The organism is Achromobacter semiaridum, assembly GCF_053543755.1.
The window spans coordinates 90,924-106,930 of record NZ_JBLVOL010000134.1; the positions used below are offsets into that span (position 1 = coordinate 90,924).

Annotated in this window: 25 protein-coding genes; 12 read left to right on the forward strand and 13 right to left on the reverse strand. The window is 61.4% G+C overall.

All coding sequences use genetic code 11. From position 1 onward, the window contains the following. Positions 1 to 36 precede the first annotated feature (36 nt). The 11 genes from ACNPP0_RS27600 to ACNPP0_RS27650 form a co-directional block, all read right to left on the reverse strand. The gene (locus ACNPP0_RS27600; protein ID WP_448707661.1) at positions 37 to 1,701 is read right to left on the reverse strand and encodes a hypothetical protein; all 1,665 of its coding nucleotides are present in this window, start codon (positions 1,699 to 1,701) and stop codon (positions 37 to 39) included. Positions 1,702 to 1,740: 39 nt separating this feature from the next. Next, positions 1,741 to 2,985: a terminase large subunit domain-containing protein gene (locus ACNPP0_RS27605; RefSeq protein ID WP_448707662.1), complete on the reverse strand. Its 1,245-nt coding sequence runs from the start codon at positions 2,983 to 2,985 to the stop codon at positions 1,741 to 1,743. Further along, positions 2,982 to 3,668: a helix-turn-helix domain-containing protein gene (locus ACNPP0_RS27610; RefSeq protein ID WP_448707663.1), complete on the reverse strand. Its 687-nt coding sequence runs from the start codon at positions 3,666 to 3,668 to the stop codon at positions 2,982 to 2,984. Before ACNPP0_RS27610 ends, ACNPP0_RS27605 begins: the two co-directional genes overlap by 4 nt. Positions 3,669 to 4,017: 349 nt before the next feature. After that, the gene (locus ACNPP0_RS27615; protein WP_448707664.1) at positions 4,018 to 4,371 is read right to left on the reverse strand and encodes a hypothetical protein; all 354 of its coding nucleotides are present in this window, start codon (positions 4,369 to 4,371) and stop codon (positions 4,018 to 4,020) included. Beyond that, positions 4,349 to 5,311 carry a hypothetical protein gene (locus tag ACNPP0_RS27620; protein WP_448707665.1) on the reverse strand — a complete coding sequence of 321 codons (963 nt, stop codon included), beginning with the start codon at positions 5,309 to 5,311 and terminating at the stop codon, positions 4,349 to 4,351. Before ACNPP0_RS27620 ends, ACNPP0_RS27615 begins: the two co-directional genes overlap by 23 nt. After that, positions 5,308 to 5,583 (reverse strand): hypothetical protein, encoded by a 276-nt coding sequence (locus ACNPP0_RS27625; protein WP_448707666.1) that lies wholly within the window; start codon positions 5,581 to 5,583, stop codon positions 5,308 to 5,310. The genes ACNPP0_RS27620 and ACNPP0_RS27625 overlap by 4 nt, the downstream gene beginning before the upstream one ends. Continuing rightward, on the reverse strand, positions 5,580 to 5,855 hold the full coding sequence (locus tag ACNPP0_RS27630) for a TlpA family protein disulfide reductase (RefSeq protein WP_448707667.1): 276 nt from the start codon (positions 5,853 to 5,855) through the stop codon (positions 5,580 to 5,582). Before ACNPP0_RS27630 ends, ACNPP0_RS27625 begins: the two co-directional genes overlap by 4 nt. Then, positions 5,856 to 6,572 (reverse strand): ATP-binding cassette domain-containing protein, encoded by a 717-nt coding sequence (locus tag ACNPP0_RS27635; RefSeq protein ID WP_448707668.1) that lies wholly within the window; start codon positions 6,570 to 6,572, stop codon positions 5,856 to 5,858. Beyond that, positions 6,569 to 7,246 carry a ParB/Srx family N-terminal domain-containing protein gene (locus tag ACNPP0_RS27640; protein ID WP_448707669.1) on the reverse strand — a complete coding sequence of 226 codons (678 nt, stop codon included), beginning with the start codon at positions 7,244 to 7,246 and terminating at the stop codon, positions 6,569 to 6,571. The genes ACNPP0_RS27635 and ACNPP0_RS27640 overlap by 4 nt, the downstream gene beginning before the upstream one ends. Continuing rightward, positions 7,243 to 7,479, reverse strand: a complete 237-nt coding sequence (locus ACNPP0_RS27645) for a hypothetical protein (RefSeq protein WP_448707670.1) — start codon at positions 7,477 to 7,479, stop codon at positions 7,243 to 7,245. Before ACNPP0_RS27645 ends, ACNPP0_RS27640 begins: the two co-directional genes overlap by 4 nt. A 1-nt stretch (position 7,480) precedes the next feature. Beyond that, positions 7,481 to 8,125: a ParB/RepB/Spo0J family partition protein gene (locus tag ACNPP0_RS27650; protein ID WP_448707671.1), complete on the reverse strand. Its 645-nt coding sequence runs from the start codon at positions 8,123 to 8,125 to the stop codon at positions 7,481 to 7,483. Between the two features lie 79 nt (positions 8,126 to 8,204). Here ACNPP0_RS27650 and ACNPP0_RS27655 point away from each other — a divergent pair, with 79 nt between their 5' ends. The 10 genes from ACNPP0_RS27655 to ACNPP0_RS27700 all read left to right on the forward strand — a co-directional run bounded on the left by ACNPP0_RS27655 (position 8,205) and on the right by ACNPP0_RS27700 (position 13,254). Continuing rightward, complete coding sequence (locus tag ACNPP0_RS27655; protein ID WP_448707672.1) at positions 8,205 to 9,725, forward strand: DEAD/DEAH box helicase; 1,521 nt, start codon at positions 8,205 to 8,207, stop codon at positions 9,723 to 9,725. Between the two features lie 73 nt (positions 9,726 to 9,798). Beyond that, a complete protein-coding gene (locus ACNPP0_RS27660; RefSeq protein WP_448707673.1) occupies positions 9,799 to 10,020 on the forward strand; it encodes a Thoeris anti-defense Tad2 family protein in 222 nt (73 codons plus the stop codon). Further along, positions 10,017 to 10,271, forward strand: coding sequence for a hypothetical protein (locus ACNPP0_RS27665; protein WP_448707674.1), 255 nt, complete (start codon positions 10,017 to 10,019; stop codon positions 10,269 to 10,271). Before ACNPP0_RS27660 ends, ACNPP0_RS27665 begins: the two co-directional genes overlap by 4 nt. A 44-nt stretch (positions 10,272 to 10,315) precedes the next feature. Next, positions 10,316 to 10,597, forward strand: coding sequence for a hypothetical protein (locus ACNPP0_RS27670; RefSeq protein WP_448707675.1), 282 nt, complete (start codon positions 10,316 to 10,318; stop codon positions 10,595 to 10,597). 3 nt (positions 10,598 to 10,600) lie between these two features. Next, entirely contained in the window at positions 10,601 to 11,035 is a 435-nt protein-coding gene (locus tag ACNPP0_RS27675) for a hypothetical protein (protein ID WP_448707676.1), read from the forward strand. After that, complete coding sequence (locus tag ACNPP0_RS27680; RefSeq protein ID WP_448707677.1) at positions 11,036 to 11,512, forward strand: hypothetical protein; 477 nt, start codon at positions 11,036 to 11,038, stop codon at positions 11,510 to 11,512. Then, complete coding sequence (locus ACNPP0_RS27685) at positions 11,512 to 11,823, forward strand: hypothetical protein (protein ID WP_448707678.1); 312 nt, start codon at positions 11,512 to 11,514, stop codon at positions 11,821 to 11,823. Before ACNPP0_RS27680 ends, ACNPP0_RS27685 begins: the two co-directional genes overlap by 1 nt. Before the next feature lie 11 nt (positions 11,824 to 11,834). Next, positions 11,835 to 12,206, forward strand: a complete 372-nt coding sequence (locus ACNPP0_RS27690) for a DUF2493 domain-containing protein (RefSeq protein WP_448707689.1) — start codon at positions 11,835 to 11,837, stop codon at positions 12,204 to 12,206. Positions 12,207 to 12,249: 43 nt separating this feature from the next. After that, positions 12,250 to 12,912, forward strand: a complete 663-nt coding sequence (locus tag ACNPP0_RS27695; RefSeq protein WP_448707679.1) for an SOS response-associated peptidase — start codon at positions 12,250 to 12,252, stop codon at positions 12,910 to 12,912. Between the two features lie 48 nt (positions 12,913 to 12,960). Further along, the gene (locus tag ACNPP0_RS27700; RefSeq protein ID WP_448707680.1) at positions 12,961 to 13,254 is read left to right on the forward strand and encodes a hypothetical protein; all 294 of its coding nucleotides are present in this window, start codon (positions 12,961 to 12,963) and stop codon (positions 13,252 to 13,254) included. A 22-nt stretch (positions 13,255 to 13,276) separates the two neighbouring features. Here the strand turns inward: ACNPP0_RS27700 and ACNPP0_RS27705 are convergent, their stop codons facing one another. Further along, positions 13,277 to 13,501: a DNA-3-methyladenine glycosylase gene (locus tag ACNPP0_RS27705; RefSeq protein ID WP_448707681.1), complete on the reverse strand. Its 225-nt coding sequence runs from the start codon at positions 13,499 to 13,501 to the stop codon at positions 13,277 to 13,279. 317 nt (positions 13,502 to 13,818) lie between these two features. On the opposite strand from ACNPP0_RS27705, the gene ACNPP0_RS27710 reads away from it, so the two are divergent. Continuing rightward, the gene (locus tag ACNPP0_RS27710) at positions 13,819 to 14,280 is read left to right on the forward strand and encodes a CrpP-related protein (protein WP_448707682.1); all 462 of its coding nucleotides are present in this window, start codon (positions 13,819 to 13,821) and stop codon (positions 14,278 to 14,280) included. Positions 14,281 to 14,290: 10 nt separating this feature from the next. Here ACNPP0_RS27710 and ACNPP0_RS27715 read toward each other — a convergent pair whose 3' ends face one another. After that, positions 14,291 to 15,031, reverse strand: a complete 741-nt coding sequence (locus ACNPP0_RS27715) for an SHOCT domain-containing protein (RefSeq protein WP_448707683.1) — start codon at positions 15,029 to 15,031, stop codon at positions 14,291 to 14,293. Positions 15,032 to 15,205: 174 nt separating this feature from the next. Here ACNPP0_RS27715 and ACNPP0_RS27720 point away from each other — a divergent pair. Continuing rightward, positions 15,206 to 16,007, forward strand: an 802-nt coding sequence (locus ACNPP0_RS27720; RefSeq protein WP_448707684.1) for a hypothetical protein, incomplete at its 3' end; no start/stop codon positions are given.

A 16,007-nucleotide genomic window follows, 5' to 3' on the forward strand; every position in this document is an offset into this window, starting at 1 on the left:
CGTTCACTCGGGCGTTGTGTGAGAAATGCCGGCGCTTCACTTGCCGGCGGGTTTAACGAGCTGGTTGCCCAGCGAATTGTTTGCGGCTGCCTTCACTGCCTTCTCAGGCGTGTTCTCCGAGCCAGCCGCCGGAGCGGGCGGTTCGGGAGGCCAGTTCTGAAGTTCCTTCTTCATCGCGGCGATCAGCTTTACGTCGAGCTGCGGGAAGAGCTTGTCGATCAGTTGCTCCATCTGCTGGCGCCGGACCGCATCGGGTGCGTTGACCACCGAAAGGCGCGCGGCGATGTCGAACTCGTCATGCAGGCCCCGCACGTCGAAGTTGTCCGGGTAGCTCACCAGGCGGGGCTCTTCCAGATCCGGCACGTCCACGCCGTTCCACTTGCACACGAGCTCGGCAATGCGGTATTCGACCCACTCGAGAGAGTCAGCCTTCGCGGCCAGCATGGAGTTCACGCGTTCGAAGTCGTATGCCTTCGCGACGCCCGAGCTGTTGTCGATGCCCTGGGAGTTGTCCTCCTTGGTGCGCTCGCCCGCCATGCCCGCGGTGTGGTAAATCTCGTTGATGATCTTCGCGATCACCGCAAGAATCAGTTGGGCCTGCTTGACGTCGGGGCTGATGTAGGCCGGCGCTGCGCCGCCCTCGGCGTCGTAGGTGAAGATGCGCTTGGTGCCCATCTCGACCAGCTTGTCGTCGATGCCGTCCTTGTCGGGCTCCACCGCCTGGGCGGGGATCACGAGCTGACTGAACGTCTGGTCCTGGATGATTGCGTCCAGGTTGGAGAGGTAGTTCGCCACCGCGCGGTCGAGGTAGGCGATGTCGTCGATCAAGCCCGGCGCGCTGTAAAGCCCCTTCGAGATGAGGTGGCTTGCCGGCACGACGGGCACCACGCCCAGATCGTGAACGCCGTAGTCTTCCTCGATCACGGTGAACTTGCTCTCGTCTTTGGCGACGTGCATGGTGCCCAGTTCGCCCGTGACGCCCTGCTTGATGGCATCGGTGACCGCGACCAGGCCTTTCCCGTCCGCGGTCGCGCTCACCATCAGCTTGGTTCCGGCGTTGGAGCGGTCGATCCGGTAGAGCGTCCAGTCCTCGCGCGTCCAGAGACGGTAGCGTTCGACCCGGGCGCCCGAGGACGTAAGCGGGTCTTCGTCGTCACGCGACTCCTCATAGAAGAGGATCCAGTTCAGCTCGCCGCACTCGTCAAAGCTCGCGTCCATCATGTTGCCGGGCAACACGGTGTAGGCGTAGGTCTGGACGTTGCCCTCCTCTGCCTTGGTCAGGACCGAGCCAGAAGCGTTGTTGTCGACCACGATCCAAACGCGCCCGAGCTGCGACGTGTCGTCCGCGACGCCTTTCATGAAGTCGCGAATCGACAGGCCATTCAGCGTCGCCTTTTTCCAGAACTTCTTCAGGCTGTCGGGGGCATTGGCCTCGTTGCGCGAGATTTCCATCTTGAACAGATACTTGCTCAAGAGGTCCACGACTTCGCGGGTGTGGTTGAACCGGTAGGCACGCCTGACGCGCGCCGCGTATTCGGTGTCGCCTTCTTTCAGGTAGCGGTGGATGTTGGGCACGAACCAGTCGCGTCCGCCCTCATAGGCGGAGGACAGAAAGGTCCAATGCGGCATCAACTTCGCATAGTCCGGGTGCCGGCGCTGAACCAGCGCGTGCAGCATTTTTTGACGGTCTTCGAGGCTCATATGTAACAAATTATAGTCAGCGCTGCATATACATACAAGTCAAATCGACTTGCCTGCAATCTGGACCTTGCGGACCGGGAACTGATAGTGGATGAGATAGCCGGCGGCGTCCCCGCTGTGCTCGATATCGGCGTCTTTGTCGATCTCGCGGGTGCCCTTCTTGTAAATGGTCTGCTCAAGGGATGCGATCAGGTGCTTGCACTTGGGATCGATATAGAAGCGCACGGTGCCGTCCGCACTCTTGAGCATGCGGTTCACCGCGTTCACGCGATCGGCGATCGGAGGATGCTTGCGGTGGTAGCGCTGGCGCTTGAAACCCCGCTCGCGGAAGATGTCCAGGTCAGATTCGCCGCGCGCGTGCTGGCGATACGCGCCGGCCGGGTCTGGGAAGAGCACCACATTGTCGATGTAGCGCCAGTAGCGACGGTCCAGCTCGTCGCAAACCTCTTCGGTATTGGATCCCCGAAGCACGACCTCATCGATCGCCCACAGCGTGCCGTCGTCCTGCTGCTGGATGATCACGCTGGACATGGGGTCGATGTTGAAGTCTTGCCCGACCCAAATGGGCTTGGACGGATCGAACTTGCAGGCGCGCAGGTGGATGCGACGGTCAAACGGGTGGTAGACGCGACCGCTCATCGTCTCGAAGGACGCATTGAACTCCTGATTGAAGCTCTTTTCGTCCATGTCCTCCATCGCGGCGGCGATTTCGTCCGGCGGGATGAACGGCGAGGTGATCGTCGGGAACTGCCAGGAGATCCACTTCCCGGACGCGCGGTTTTCCGGCTTCTGGCCCAGGGCATAGAGCTCGTAGAGGAAGTTGTATGCCTTCGGCGTGCCGATGAAGAGCGCCTGGCCGTTGGTCGACGCGAGCGTCGGCCGCAGCACTTTCGTCCAGGCTTCCGGGTGGATGTCCTGGACCTCGTCCATGACCAGGTAGTGGACCCCCACGCCGCGCAGCGAGTCGGGGTTGTCGGCGCCCTTGAGCTCGAGCCTGGTGTTGTTGACCAGCGTGACGGTCATCGACGTTTCGTTGATCTTCTTGACCCACCGGCGAGGCAGCGCGGCCAGAAGCTCCGGCCACATGATCTGCTTTGCCATGCGGTAGGACGGCGCGACATACCAAATGAGCCGGTTGCGCACGTTCGCGAACCGGATCATCGAGGTCTTGGCGAGCTGCGTCTTGCCCCACCGGCGGCCGGCCACCACGACCTTGAAACGCGATTTGGCCCGGTAGACCTCCATCTGCTTCTCGTGCAGGAAGAGGAAATTGCCGGCCGTCATTCGGTCTCCACCCGGTCGTTCTGGTCTTCGTCTTCGTCCGGCACCAGCTCGCCATCGCCCATGTCGCCAATGTCCGCGATGCCCAGGTCTTCCTGGGCCGCCTGCAGCAGACGCTCGGCGTTCATGCGTTCGATGTCTTCCGCGGTCAGCTCTTGGATCGTCAGGGGCGGCAGCGGCGCGTCGGAATCACCGTCGTCAGCCTTGATGCCCAGCACCGCGAAGCGTTCCTCGCGCGCCTTAGCGATCGTGTCGGCCGCGAGCTTGAGAGCCTTGATCTCGTTGATGCGAGAGCCGATGTTGTTGCCTGGCTGGGATGCGTCCACCACGACCTTCCAGGTCAGCTTTGCCAGGCCCTCGTTCATCTTGTAGTGCTGCTCCTTCGTCTCGCGAATGCGGTTTGCGAGCACGGAAGCGTCGTCAACGATTGCGGCGGTCACCGCGGCCGCCACCTTCTCCTCGGTGACCTTGGCGTCAGACCCCTTCACGACCCCGTGCTTCGAAAAAAGCGCGGACAGAGTGGTGCGGTCCTTGTTGAATTTTTTCGCGAGCTGGTCGAGCGTCATCGTGCCCGAGCGCCAAAGTGCGAAGCACTCGGCGCGCTGGGCAGTGGTGAGGTGCTTGTAGGACCGGGTCTTGCGGGCCGGCGGCTTCGAAGCCGCGACATCGGGCTTCTTATCCGCCACGGCTCACCTCGGACGAAAAAAATGGACAGGCTCTTAGGGAAGCCTGTCCAATTGGAGGATCATCATGGTCAGAAACTCCATTATAGGCAAGGCGAGCCGAAATGATAGTCAGCGATGAATATTTTTTCAGGACTTTGCTTTGGACGTCACAAAACCCCACGCCGCGGTGGTCCCTGGCCTGGCACTGGAGTCGGTTCAACCACCCTTCCCGTTCCGCAGCGTTCGCCTCGGATTTCACTAGGGGAGTTTTGAGGTTTCCCTGGCGAAAACGGGGGGTAAGGTTTACTAGGGGAGTTTTTCGATTTCCCTCTATATCTACAACTTTCTTTCTCAACATAAGAACCTTACTTCACGCGTGCGCGACGGAGAGATCGAATTCGGGCTCCACGAAGGGGACCGCCGCGGCGTGACCGAGCATCACCGCGGCAAGATGGGTCGGCCGGAACACAGCCCGGGTCGCACCGCGGCGCTTGAGGTATTCCTTCTCCACGAGTCCGTGCTTGATCAGCGCGCGGATGGAGAACTGCATCGAGTCCTTGGTCGTGCGGTAGCTGAGCCGGTCCAGCAATTCCGTCATATCGACGGGATCGACCCGGCCGGCCTCGTCCTTGCCGTTGCCGGTCACGATCACCGTGAGGATCCGATACTGCTTGTCCGTGAGGTTGGCGCGCGGCAGGCTGTTAACCAGGCTGGGACTCGACATTCAGGAGCTCCGTGAGAAGGGATTCATTCAGTGGCGCCATCACGGGCTGCGCGTCGAACACGGTCAGCGGGATGCGCTTGGGCAGCTTGCGCCCATAGTCAGGGTTCGGCCCCCAGATCCAGTAGATCGTGGCGCCAAAGACGATCTGGATCGTCTGGTTCAGGATGTAGTCGATCGGCTTCTCGTTCACCCGGCTCATGCCGATGTGCATCTTGTCGCCGCTCTTCTCCATCGCGGAGTTTCGGTAATAGAACTCGCGCAGCTTCTTCTCGATCTGCGTGCGCGTGCCCTCCGGCATCGCCGCGAGCTCTTGCAGAAGCGCCACTTGGTCGCAGGGATGGGCACGGAAGTGGGTGGTGAAGAAATCGACCCCCACGTCGCGCGCGTTCGCCGGCTTGGGCTTGATGAACTTCATGCCCGCCTTCACCGAGAACGGGTTGAACCGCCCCATCGAGCTGTTGGACTCGATGAACTTCAGCCCGAACTCGGCGCAGTGCATGCGATACGCCAGGTTCTTGAACCGATACGCGATGCCGGCCGAGCGGAACATCGTGTCCAGCACGGTCCGGTTGTTCCACGCGAGAAACCGGTTGATCTGCTGCATCCGGTGCTGGTTCATCATCCGGGTGTCGGCGCCGCCGCGCTGGTTCGGCTTCAGGTTCGGGAATACTTCATTCCTGCCCTTGTTGAGCGGCATCGGGTTGGAGAACACCAGAACGCCAATCAGCATGCGGTCGACGCCGTCGTCGAACACGCAGCGGTAAAAGCGCGGGGCAGCCGCGAGCGAATGCCCCTTGTAATGGAGCTCGGCCAGGGCTTCCCAGTCTGCTTTGGTCCCGCGCTCGACGTGAATGTGCTTCAACAGCGACAGGGAGTGCTTTCCTGCCCCGCTGACGCGCTGAACGCACACGTCGGGTGTGTCGACCAGGGTGAGCGTCATTTCGCGCTCTGGGCCCGTTTCAGCGCGTCGAAGAGCTTCGCGCCGGCTTCAGCCGCAGGACGCATCCGCGCGGCGGCCGCCTCGGGCCCGCCCTGGATCTTCACCCAGACGGCCAGCTTGCGCTTGGTGTGCTCAAGTCCACCGCTGCGGGCCGCCGAGAGCACACGTTGCCAGAGGTCACTGTGGTCCGCGCAGAGCTCGATGCCGTCGGCGATCTTGTCCACCGCGACGCCGCCGCAGTCCTGGAAGGTGCAAATGCAGCGCAGGGTCATTCGATCACACCCCAGTCGCGCAGGTGCTTTTCGAGGATGGGCGCGGCCTGGGCGCCGAAGAACGCGCCCTTCCGCTCGCCGGCGTCGTCGATGCCAATCACGAAGGGCACCTGGCGCACGCCGTGGACCGAAAACACCGCACGCGTCTCGTCGGACAGCTCATGGTAGGTCGCCTCGAAGCCATGCTCTTCCTGCAGCTTTTGCAGGTTCGGCTTCAGTTGGCGGCACGGCGCGCAGCTCGGGCTCGTGAACACCAGCAGTTTGGTCGTCATTTACATCACCTTCAAAATTCGTTCATTGAGTTCTTCCCGGCTGACCGGGGCTGTGGCGAGCTTTGCGACCGCGTCTTCGATGACTTCGACGCGCAGCTTCTCGCGAAAGCGCTTCGTCACGATCACGTCGGGCCCGAGATCGGCAACTAGGTCAACATGGGTCGTTGCCACCAGTGCAGTCGCACCCACGCGTCGAGCAGCTTTCTGAATAGCGAAGCTGATCGCGCGCGCCGAAGTGCGGTCCAGGATCGCCATGAATTCGTCCGCGGCCCAGACGTCGGCACCGCGCTCGATGGCTTTTGCCAGGCGGAAGCGGTAACGCTGGCCGTCGGACAGCTCAGTTGGCTTGCGGATATAGAGGTAGGCATCATTGATCCCGGCAATCGCAAGCAGTTCGATGCCGCGCTTGGTCGTGTCGCCGATTTGGTCGATCAGTGGCTTGTCTTCAAAGACGATCGAGTCGAGATTCACCACCGAATGGCCGCGGGCCGCCATCTGGGAAGCAAGCTCCCGGAGCAGCACGCTCTTGCCGGCGCCGGACTGGCCAGTGATGTAGACGATGTCGCCGCGTTTGATGGGCAATTCCAAGCCGTCGAAGACGACGAAATCCTTGTCGTCGAGCCCGATTCCGAAGGCTTCAGCGATCTCCAGCACGCGCGGCGAGCGGATCACGCGCGTCGGGAACTTGACGTCGATGCGGTAGGGTGCCTCGCTCATTCTTCGGCTTCCGTGATGCGCAGGTGCCCGCGGATGTGCGCGATGAACGCTTCTTCTGCGTCAACACCCTCTTCTGCCTGCAGCGTCGCGATGAAGCGCGTGACGTCCACGCTCGCGGAGCCCGGCACGGTCGTGAAGCCGAACAGTTTGGTCAGGCTCACGCGCTTGTCGGCCGCCTCGGCGATTCGCTGCTCGGTGGTTTCCGACACGTCGTCCATGACAGTGTCCAGGCTGCTCGCGAACACGTCCGGGTTGACGGCCATGATGTCGTCAACGGCGAATTCGAGTTCCTTCTTGTCGAAGATGCCATCAAGCAGCGCGAGGGTGCCCGGATCCATTTCAAGCAGGTCTTGCTTGAGCAGGTCGTTGTCCAGGCCGCCCTCGGCCGCCCGGTTGTCGCTCAGGCGGAACGCGCGGGCTTGCTCCGGGGTCATCGCTTCGCGAACGACGGGAACATGGGTCATCCCCAGTTCAATCGCGGCCAGGCGCCGGCCGTGGCCGGCCAGGATCACGCCGTTCTGGTCGACGATGATCGGGTTGCCCCGCCAGCCGTGTGCCTTGATGCTGTTCGCGATGCGCCGCACCTGCTCCGGGCCGTGCTTCTTGGCATTCAGCGCATAGGGCTTCAGCTCGGCGACCGGCACCCATTCGGTCGTTTCGGGTTTCGTTTTCATGCGGCTTTCTTAAGCTCGATGGGAAATTGGGTTTGCACATGCGCGCAGGGCCGGTGCGGCGCCTGGGCACGGATGGGGATGACGTTCCCGCGCAGCGCGCGGCCGCGGGCGGCCAGGCTGTCGTCGTAATCGACGTCGCCTTCCACCCACTGGTCGGCGTCCTCGCACTCCTCGCAGATGGCGGGCTCTTCACCGTAGAAAGCGCAGCTCAGGCAGTCGTCGAACTTGGGCATGTCAGATCGAGCGCAGCAGGTGGACCAGGGCATTGCCCGCATTCGCGAGCGAGTCTTCGTTGGTGAAGCCCTGGGCTTTCATGGTCGCTTCGACCAAGCGCGTCAGACGCGCGGCGTCTTCGGCCGGCACCTTAAAACGCAGGATCTGGTGGGTGGGCCCGCTGGCGGTGGGCAGCGCCAGGTCAGGGAGCTTGTCGCCGTCACCGGGGATGTCGAGTTCGTCGAGCCCGACACGTGCCGCCGAGAAGATGCCCTCAATGTCAGCGCTATTCATCGGGAGCACCGCAAGCAGTTCGTCAACGTCGCCCATGTCGCCCAGCAGTTCGGCCAGGCGCAGGGTGTCGTCCTGACCGTAGCGGGCGTTGTCGATCAGGCTGATCTCTTTCGCGCGCTGGTCGTCGATCTGGCCCAGGTTAATCACGGGCACCGTGGACATGCCGCGGCGCTTTGCGATCTGCCAGCGGTGTTGACCGCCCAGGATCTGGAGTCGGCCGTCGCCGAGCTCGCGCGCGATGATCGGGCGGTAGAACGAATGCCGGTCGAGACTGGCTTCGATCTTGGCCTCGTTCTCGGGCGACACCTCGTTGGTATTCCAATCATTCGCAACGAGAGTGTCGACTGGGCGGTCTTCTAAGTTGAGGGCCATGCGCTTTTTCGTGAACTCTTAAGGCTAAAATTACACTCAGCGCTAACTATAAATGTATCCAACTGTATCCGCAACCAATATGACAGCTATTACGGTCCAGATCGCCCATAACGCGGTGGTCGCCAAGCTTTTGAACGCGCCTCGGCAGGTGATGCTCGAAGTCCAGCAGCTTTTGAGCTACGCCGTCGCCGGAACCGAACACATGGCGGGCTTCAAGTCGTCAGGTTGGGACGGAAGAGCGAATTTCTTCGATTTCCTGCAGGGGACTTTCCCGCGCGGCTTCGTCACCTACGTCACGGAGCACCTACGCACGCTCGGCGTCAACGTGAGCCTAGTGAAAAAGCCCCTCCCTGCCCCGCTCGGCCCGGGAAAACCGGTCGTCGACGCGTTTCCTGACCATCCGCGCTACGACTATCAGCCCGAAGTGGTCAGGCTTCTGCTCCGTCACGGTCAGATGATTGCCCAGATCGCGACCGGCGGTGGCAAATCGAAGGTGGCGCAGCTTTGCACCGCGCGGATCAACCGGCCGACGCTGTTTTTGACCACCAGGGAAGTTCTGATGACCCAGATGGCGAAGAAATTTCGCGCGATGGGCAAGCAAGTTGCCATCCTGGGCGCCGGCAAGCTCCAAGTGAGCACCGAGGTGACGTGCGGCATGGTCCAGACCATCGCCGCCTGGCTCAAGGAGCCCAACTTTCCCGAGTCCAAAGATCCGGAGGGCTTCAGAAAGCAGATGGCGAAGCGCGCGAAGATGATCGAGGTGCTGGCGCGGTTCGAGTTCGTCATTCTGGAGGAAGCTCACGAGGCCGCGAGCGAGTCCTTCTACGAGGTCATGAGCCACTGCAAGAACGCCTACTACCGCCTCGCGCTGACAGCCACGCCTTTCATGAAGGACGCCGAGGTCGACAACATGCGGCTAATGGCATGCTCCGGCAGTGTGGGCATCCACATCTCCGAGAAGATGCTGATCGAGCGCGGCATTCTGGCGAAGCCCTTCTTCAAATACATCAAAATCCCCACTTGCCCGCCCAAGCTGTTCCGGGCATCGCCCTACCCGCGCGCCGTGGAACTGGGCATCGTCGGGCATGAGTATCGAAACAAGGCGATTGCCGCTGAGGTGATCCGCGGCCGCAGCTACGGGCTCACCGCGCTCATTCTGGTCGCGCGCAAGCAACACGGCCACGACCTGGTCGCCATGCTCACGCGCTTCGGCGTGCGCGCGGCATTCATTGACGGGGACTCGAGCGGGGACGAGCGCGAGGCAGCGTTGGGGCGCCTGGCGCGGGGCGAGCTGGACGCCCTGATCGGCACGACGATCATGGACGTGGGGGTTGACGTGCCCGCTCTGGGAATGGTGATCCTCGCCGGCGGAGGCAAAGCGGAGGTGGCGCTGCGCCAGCGCATCGGTCGCGGGCTGCGTGAGAAGAAGCTCGGCCCCAACGTCACCTTCATCATCGACGTCGAGGATGCACACAACACCCACCTCGTGAACCACTACCGGCAACGCCGCGCCATTGTCGAGGGCACCCCGGGGTTCGCGGAGAACATCGTCGCGGACTTCGACTATCGCAGCCTGGGCTTCGAAAAATTGGCCGCCTGATCTTGCAAGGGGTAAGGTTTCCGTTTATAGTCAGCGCTGACTATGTTTCCTTAACCCGAGACCAGGAAGCCTCATGGGTGCAAACCGCAGTTTCAGCAGCGCCGTCGAACAGATGCGCGCTGGCAAATCTGTCCGCCGGGCGGGCTGGGCCAGCCAAGACCCGTTCGCCTACCTCTACATCACCACGCAGGACGACAAGGAAGTGATCATGATCCACACCGACGCGCGCGGCGACGGGATCTACTCCCCTGTGCAGGAAGACCTGCTGACCGAGGACTGGGAGCTGTGCGTATGAACGCCAACATCGGTCGTCACCTGAACTCGTCCGCCACCAACCCGACCACCCTGGTCACGGTCCAGAACGCCGTGCTCGTCATCGTGGTGGGGGCCGTGGCTGTTATGACGGGCCAGGCAGTCGCATTGCTGGGCTTGGCGTTCATGAGCCCCGCCCCTGTCCTGTCCGTCGACCACTATGCGATCACCGCGGGCATGGAAGAGCCGCCAGAAGGCTCGCCGCGCTCGATCGGGTTCAACGCGGAAATCTGATCCTGCTGCCTATAATGTCGCTATGTAAATTCGTAGGGGCAGAAATGGCAGGTAATCTTATCCGTAGTTCCTTTGCGTTGCCGGCGGAATCATTCGAGCGGATCCGCAACATCGCGGAGCGTCTGGGCTGCACGCAAGGCGCTTTGATCGAGGCGCTGCTCGAACTCGACGACAAGACGATCGAGGCGCACTACCGAAAGGTTGCGCCGATCCTCGAAGCCAAGACCGCCGCTCGCAAGGAAAAGCGTCGCAACGCCCGCAAGGCGCTGGAATCTCTGAGCCCCGAAGAGCTTGAGGCAATCTTGGCAGCCGCCAAAAAGCAGTAGGACATGGCAGAACGCAGTGCCGCCGTGCTCAATTCGGCCATTGCCAGAGTGCTGGCGGCTGAGTTCCCCGAGCTTCTGAACCTGCGCGCCGCACACATCGAAGACGCATTGACGGTGTGCGGTGCCATGTCCGCGGCGCGTTACCCAATCCCGACCGAGTTACTGCCGGCAAGGTTCCAGTCAAGGGAGAAGTTCGAAGAAGTCGGCACGTTCTTGATCATCCAGCGCCACATGACTCGCGCGCTGGCGCTGCACTTCATCAACACTCTGCGAGACGAACGCGACGGCACCATCACGATGTATGACGCAGCGGGTGAACCGCTCGGGGATGATGACCGTTCTGCCTGGCTTGACGAACTGACCCGAGACGAGACCGAGGCTCCGGTCGAGGTCGCCACCGACGAATCGAAGGAAGACCCTGCCTGGGGCACTTGGTAAATGGCAAAAGACCTGCTTGAATCGCCCTTTGTGATCGACCCGAAACACGTGATCTCTGCGCCGACCTTCGGCCCGGCCATGACCGCGCGCGGCAAATCCTTATTCGCGGACCTGGCGCGCCATACTAGCGTCAATTCCGGTTCGACCAGTCTCGGGGACGAAATCCGCGGTCGCTCCTTCGACCGCATTTGGATGGATGAACTGTCGACGCGCGCGACCGAAGATCGCCGAGCGCACTTCGAACACGAATACATGACATCCGCGTCGATCCCGGAAGTCGGCAGCACAGGTGTCAGAGGCGAAGGTGGGCCGGTTGACGTGGAAAAGCTTAGGCGCATCCTCGCGGGCGAGGACGAAAAGGACAAGCGGGAGACGTATATGCGCATGCTGGTAGACATCGATCAGGGGCGCGAGCACGAGGAGGCGCCCCGCCCCGCCGGCGTGGAAACGCAGGACGAAGAGACGGGGAGCTGGTAATGCTGGACCTCGCCTCAATCCCAATCTATATGCCCGCCAAGCCCCGTAGCGTTGTCCTGGCGACAGGCTGGCAGCCCAACTATGGCATGCGGCCCAAGCTCAAGGCCGACCAGCGCATGAACGTTCGCTTTAACGACGGGCGCGTCGAGGCAGAACACCCCGGGTGCGTCTGGGATGGAGAACAGTCCCAGAATCCGCAGTTCGTGGGCTTTTACCAGATTGAAACGCTGATGCGCGAACCGGATGGCTCGTCCGTCGCTGAGACGCCTGCTGGCGTCGCGACCACCGGCCCGGACGTGGGCTCTTGGTGAGAGCCATCACGGTGCTGATCACCGGCGGACGGACTTATTCCGATGCCGGCACCGTCACCCGCGTGCTGCAGTCCATTCACGCCCGACGCCCGGTTGGGTTGCTCGTGGAGGGCGGCGCCACTGGGGCAGACGCACTGGGGCGCCGGTGGGCTCAGTCTGTGGAGGTGCCCCATCGCACCCACCACGCGCTATGGAACACCCCCGCGGGCTTTGACGCGTATGCTGGGCGCAAGCGAAACGTGAGCATGCACGACACCGAGCGCCCGGACCTCGTTGTCGCCTTCCCAGGCGGCAAGGGCACCTCTCACATGATCGCGCACGCCGTCTCGCGCGGAACGCCTGTCCTGCAGGTGACCCTGAAGGGCGCTCTGCGTCGGCGCTAGGCGCTCGTATACTGGCTGCTCCTAAAGCCGGGTGGGCGATGAAATGTGCAGCCATTACCAGACTCTGAAAGATGCCGAGCTTCTACTGGAGCGGTTCGGTGTGCGGGACAGACCGCCGGCCGGCAAATACGATATGTGGCCGCGCTACCAGGGTGTCTTCGTCCGACGCCCGCCCGAGCACGACGCCGGCGATGAAGCGGTGCCCGACCGCGAGGCGGTGCTCGGGCGCTGGGGTCTGATCTCTTCGACGACTCGTCCGGACGACCTGGCAGGCGCCGAGAAGCTGTCGACCTTCAACGCCCGGGACGACCGGGTCGCAAACGCCTTCACCTTCCGCAACGCGTGGCGCCGCGCGCAGCACTGCGTGATGCCGGCTGACGCGATCTTCGAACCCGACTGGAGGTCGGGCAAGGCGATCGCCACGCGGTTCATGCGCGCTGACGGGGCGCCCCTCGGGATCGCGGGTCTGTGGGACCGCTACCGCGACGCGGCGGGCGCGTGGCATGAGAGCTACACCATGCTGACCATCAACGCTGACCACGATCCCCTGTTTCGCAACTACCACCAGGCGGGCAAGGAGAAGCGGATGGTCGTGATCCTTCCCGAAGGCGCGTATGGGGACTGGCTCACCGCGAACCCGGAGGAGAGCCGGCAGTTCATGGTGCCCTACCCCTCGGACAAGCTGGTCGCCACGCCGATGACTTGACCCGGGCCTGGGTGGAATATACTGTATGGATAAACAGTGTATTCCACCATGACGTTCAAAGCCCCACTCTCCTACGCCGAGCTGCGCGCCATCAGGGAGCGCCAGTCCTGGAACGCCGACGTGATCGCCCTGCTCTGGGAGGTGAAGCGGCTGCGTTCGGTGCTGCTGCGCGCCCACCAGCTCTCCAACGACTTCAAGCGCCCCGCCGGCGTCACGGCCGGGCTATACGACGACTTCATGGAAACCCTGCGCGCGGAGCCCTGTGTCATTGAGCGCGACCAGGACGTGCGCGAGATGATGGAGGAGCCTTCAAAGCTTCGGAAAGGGATGTCGCCGCGATAGGTGCCGGCGCTCGGGCGTCGCGCTAGTCCCGCCCGCAGACGCTACGTCGGTAGTCTTCGGCGCGCGCCAGAGTGCGGTAGAAGTCCGCTCCCACGTTGAGTAGCGCCTCGAGGTCGTGCGGATCCAGCTTTGGTTCAAGAGCTTTCAGACAGGCGGCATAACGCATCAACACTTCGGCCCAGTCCTCGAAGTGACGATAGGTGGACGGCCGGGCGATCATCGCCGCCACCATTTCTTCATTTTCCATCGCGTGCCTCGAATTGTGAATCCCTGAATTGCGACTTCTTCGCAAGCCATATGCCCATTACCGTTCAAGTGCCAGCAATGGTCCGGCTAATGACGAGACGAAAATTTTTCAGTTCGTTGCAAAATTTGCATAGCGGTTTGCACGGCATTTTCCCCGACGCGCCTCTGGAGGCTTCCTGATATTGCCGGGCGGTTCTACCGCTACGGGTTTCCCTTCCCCCTTTCAAATTTACTTACGGCTCGGGTGCTGGGGCACTATTGCCGCAACCGCTTTTCGGACTGACACTGCTATCTCAGCCTTTTTGTGGAGGTGAGATCATGCTTGACGAAGTCCACAGACAGGGTGCCGAAGCGGCACGCAGGGGCCTGTCCCTATGGCATTCACCCTACGTTCGCGCCGAGGCCATGCCGGCTCATAGCGGTGAGCCGATCGGGGACTGGATGGAAAAGGTGACTTCATGGGAGGCTGGTTGGAAGGCCGCCTCGATAGAGCGCGAAAGGATGCCCCCTAAGGAGATTCACGCGCGGCGCAAGCGTGCGCAGCGTGAAGAGGCAGATCGGAAGCTGGAACTTTCTTGCTTTCATAGCTCCCGCGGAACAGACGCGGGAGAGCTCCCCGATCCTACAAGCGACGGGCTATCGCTTAAAAATCACGGTTGCCTGCGGCCGACCCATATCGGCCTAAGCGTGTCCCGACGCATCGTCGGATTGGCCCTGGTATCTGTGCCAGGGCCTTTCTTTCAAGGAGTGTCCCGTCCGCGTAGACCCGCCCTTTCGTGAGGCCCGGAGACTATGCGAGCAGCTTGCTGCGGAGCGATTGATACTCGGCCTCGGACAGTTCGCCGCTTGCCTTCAATTCGCCCAGCGCGCGAAGCTCTGCCGCAATGGAGAGGGTCGGCACGTTAGTCCTGCCACCCTGCGCCTCCAAAAGCCTTTGATGCTCTACCTCTCGTTGGGCTTGGTCGGCACGTTTGATCGCCACGTCGAGCTGTGCGTGAAATAGGCGCGCTTCTTCGATTACCTGCTTTGCTTCGGGTGAATTTCTCGACACCTCGCGTCGTAGCAGTTGAACGTCGTGCAGCGGGTTGTTGGTATCGTCGATGGTCACTCGGACTTCGACCGAGGACACCTTTCGATTGGTCTTCTTTTTGCCGGACAAGCCACCGACGATGAGTCCGACTCCGCCGAGTAAGAGCCCGCCCACCGCAGCGCCCGCAATCTGGCTCGAGCGCGATGTGCTCGTCTCGCATTCGCCGTCGATGTATAGCTCGGCGCCAAGCACCTCGGAAATGTCGAACACTTCAGCGTTGATCCAGTTGCCGCCGGCCAAGCACACCGCCTTGGCGTCGCGACTGATCGCGATCCCGGCCCGCCGGTCAAAGCTTAGCAAGACGTGCGCTGACTCCTGGCCGTTCACAGTCGAGAGCGATTGCACAAGGGCCTCTTCTGCCCTGCGGCGCGCCTGCGTTTTGATGAATCCCCATAGCGCAATTCCGCAGATGAGGAGCAGGAAAAATTGATTGCCTGTCATTCCGATATCCTAAGCTCGTGCGTAAGGATACGTCACAATCTATGGCGCATGTTTACGTTTACAAAAAGCGTCGCGTTAGAGCGACGAAATAGCAACCGGTCAATTGCGTGAAGTCCCTGTTTACCGGTCAAACGTTCAGACCGACATAATTCCGAGACGCACCTAGGAGGCGATATGGACATAAGCACCTGGCTGGAAGCGCTAAAGATCCCCGCAGTTATCGGCGCGATGGTAGCGCTGTATTTCGCCCCGCAAAAATTGGGTTACAAGATCGGAGAAAGTCACTCGTTCGCTCGGCCAAATTACCAAGCTGGCGGGATAGATCAAGTAACGCTCACGAATTTGAAAGATCGATCCACGCCCATTTTCGAGCTCTATGCCGTTCATGGAGACGTGGCAATACGGTTGATCAAGTTTCACAACCCCCTGGTGTTGAAATCCTTCGACTCTGTGCAGGTTCAGATTCCGAAGGTATCGGAGTATCTGGTTGATGACAAACCCTATGACTTCAGCCCGGTCGGCGACCGATACCAAGATGCTGAAATTTATTATTCGACCATAGGCGGCTGGAAGCGATGTGTTTCCCTTGGCCGACCATCCGTCGATCTGAACAAACTAGCTCGCAAGGAATTATTTCGAAAGCAATCCCTCAGGCATGCCTCGATTGTAATGTCCGAGCACAACGGCGTGGTCTACTCACCCCGAGTGGTTTACATACTTGCCTATAAGTTCGACGGCAAGTGGGAAGACGCCTTTATCGATGTCTGGGGCCAAATTAGCTGGAAGTTCCAAGAGAGGATTGACCCATCGCTTCTAAAGGATGTCCAACTCGTGGCTGACACTCTGCTGAACCACATGCCGTTCGTGGAGTCCATCATCATCAAAAAGACTGTGGGCTGGAATAGGCATTTTGCCGATGGCGCACACTTTCGTCGCGGAGAGGATGACGCAAAGGTCCGAGGCAGGCGACCGCCGC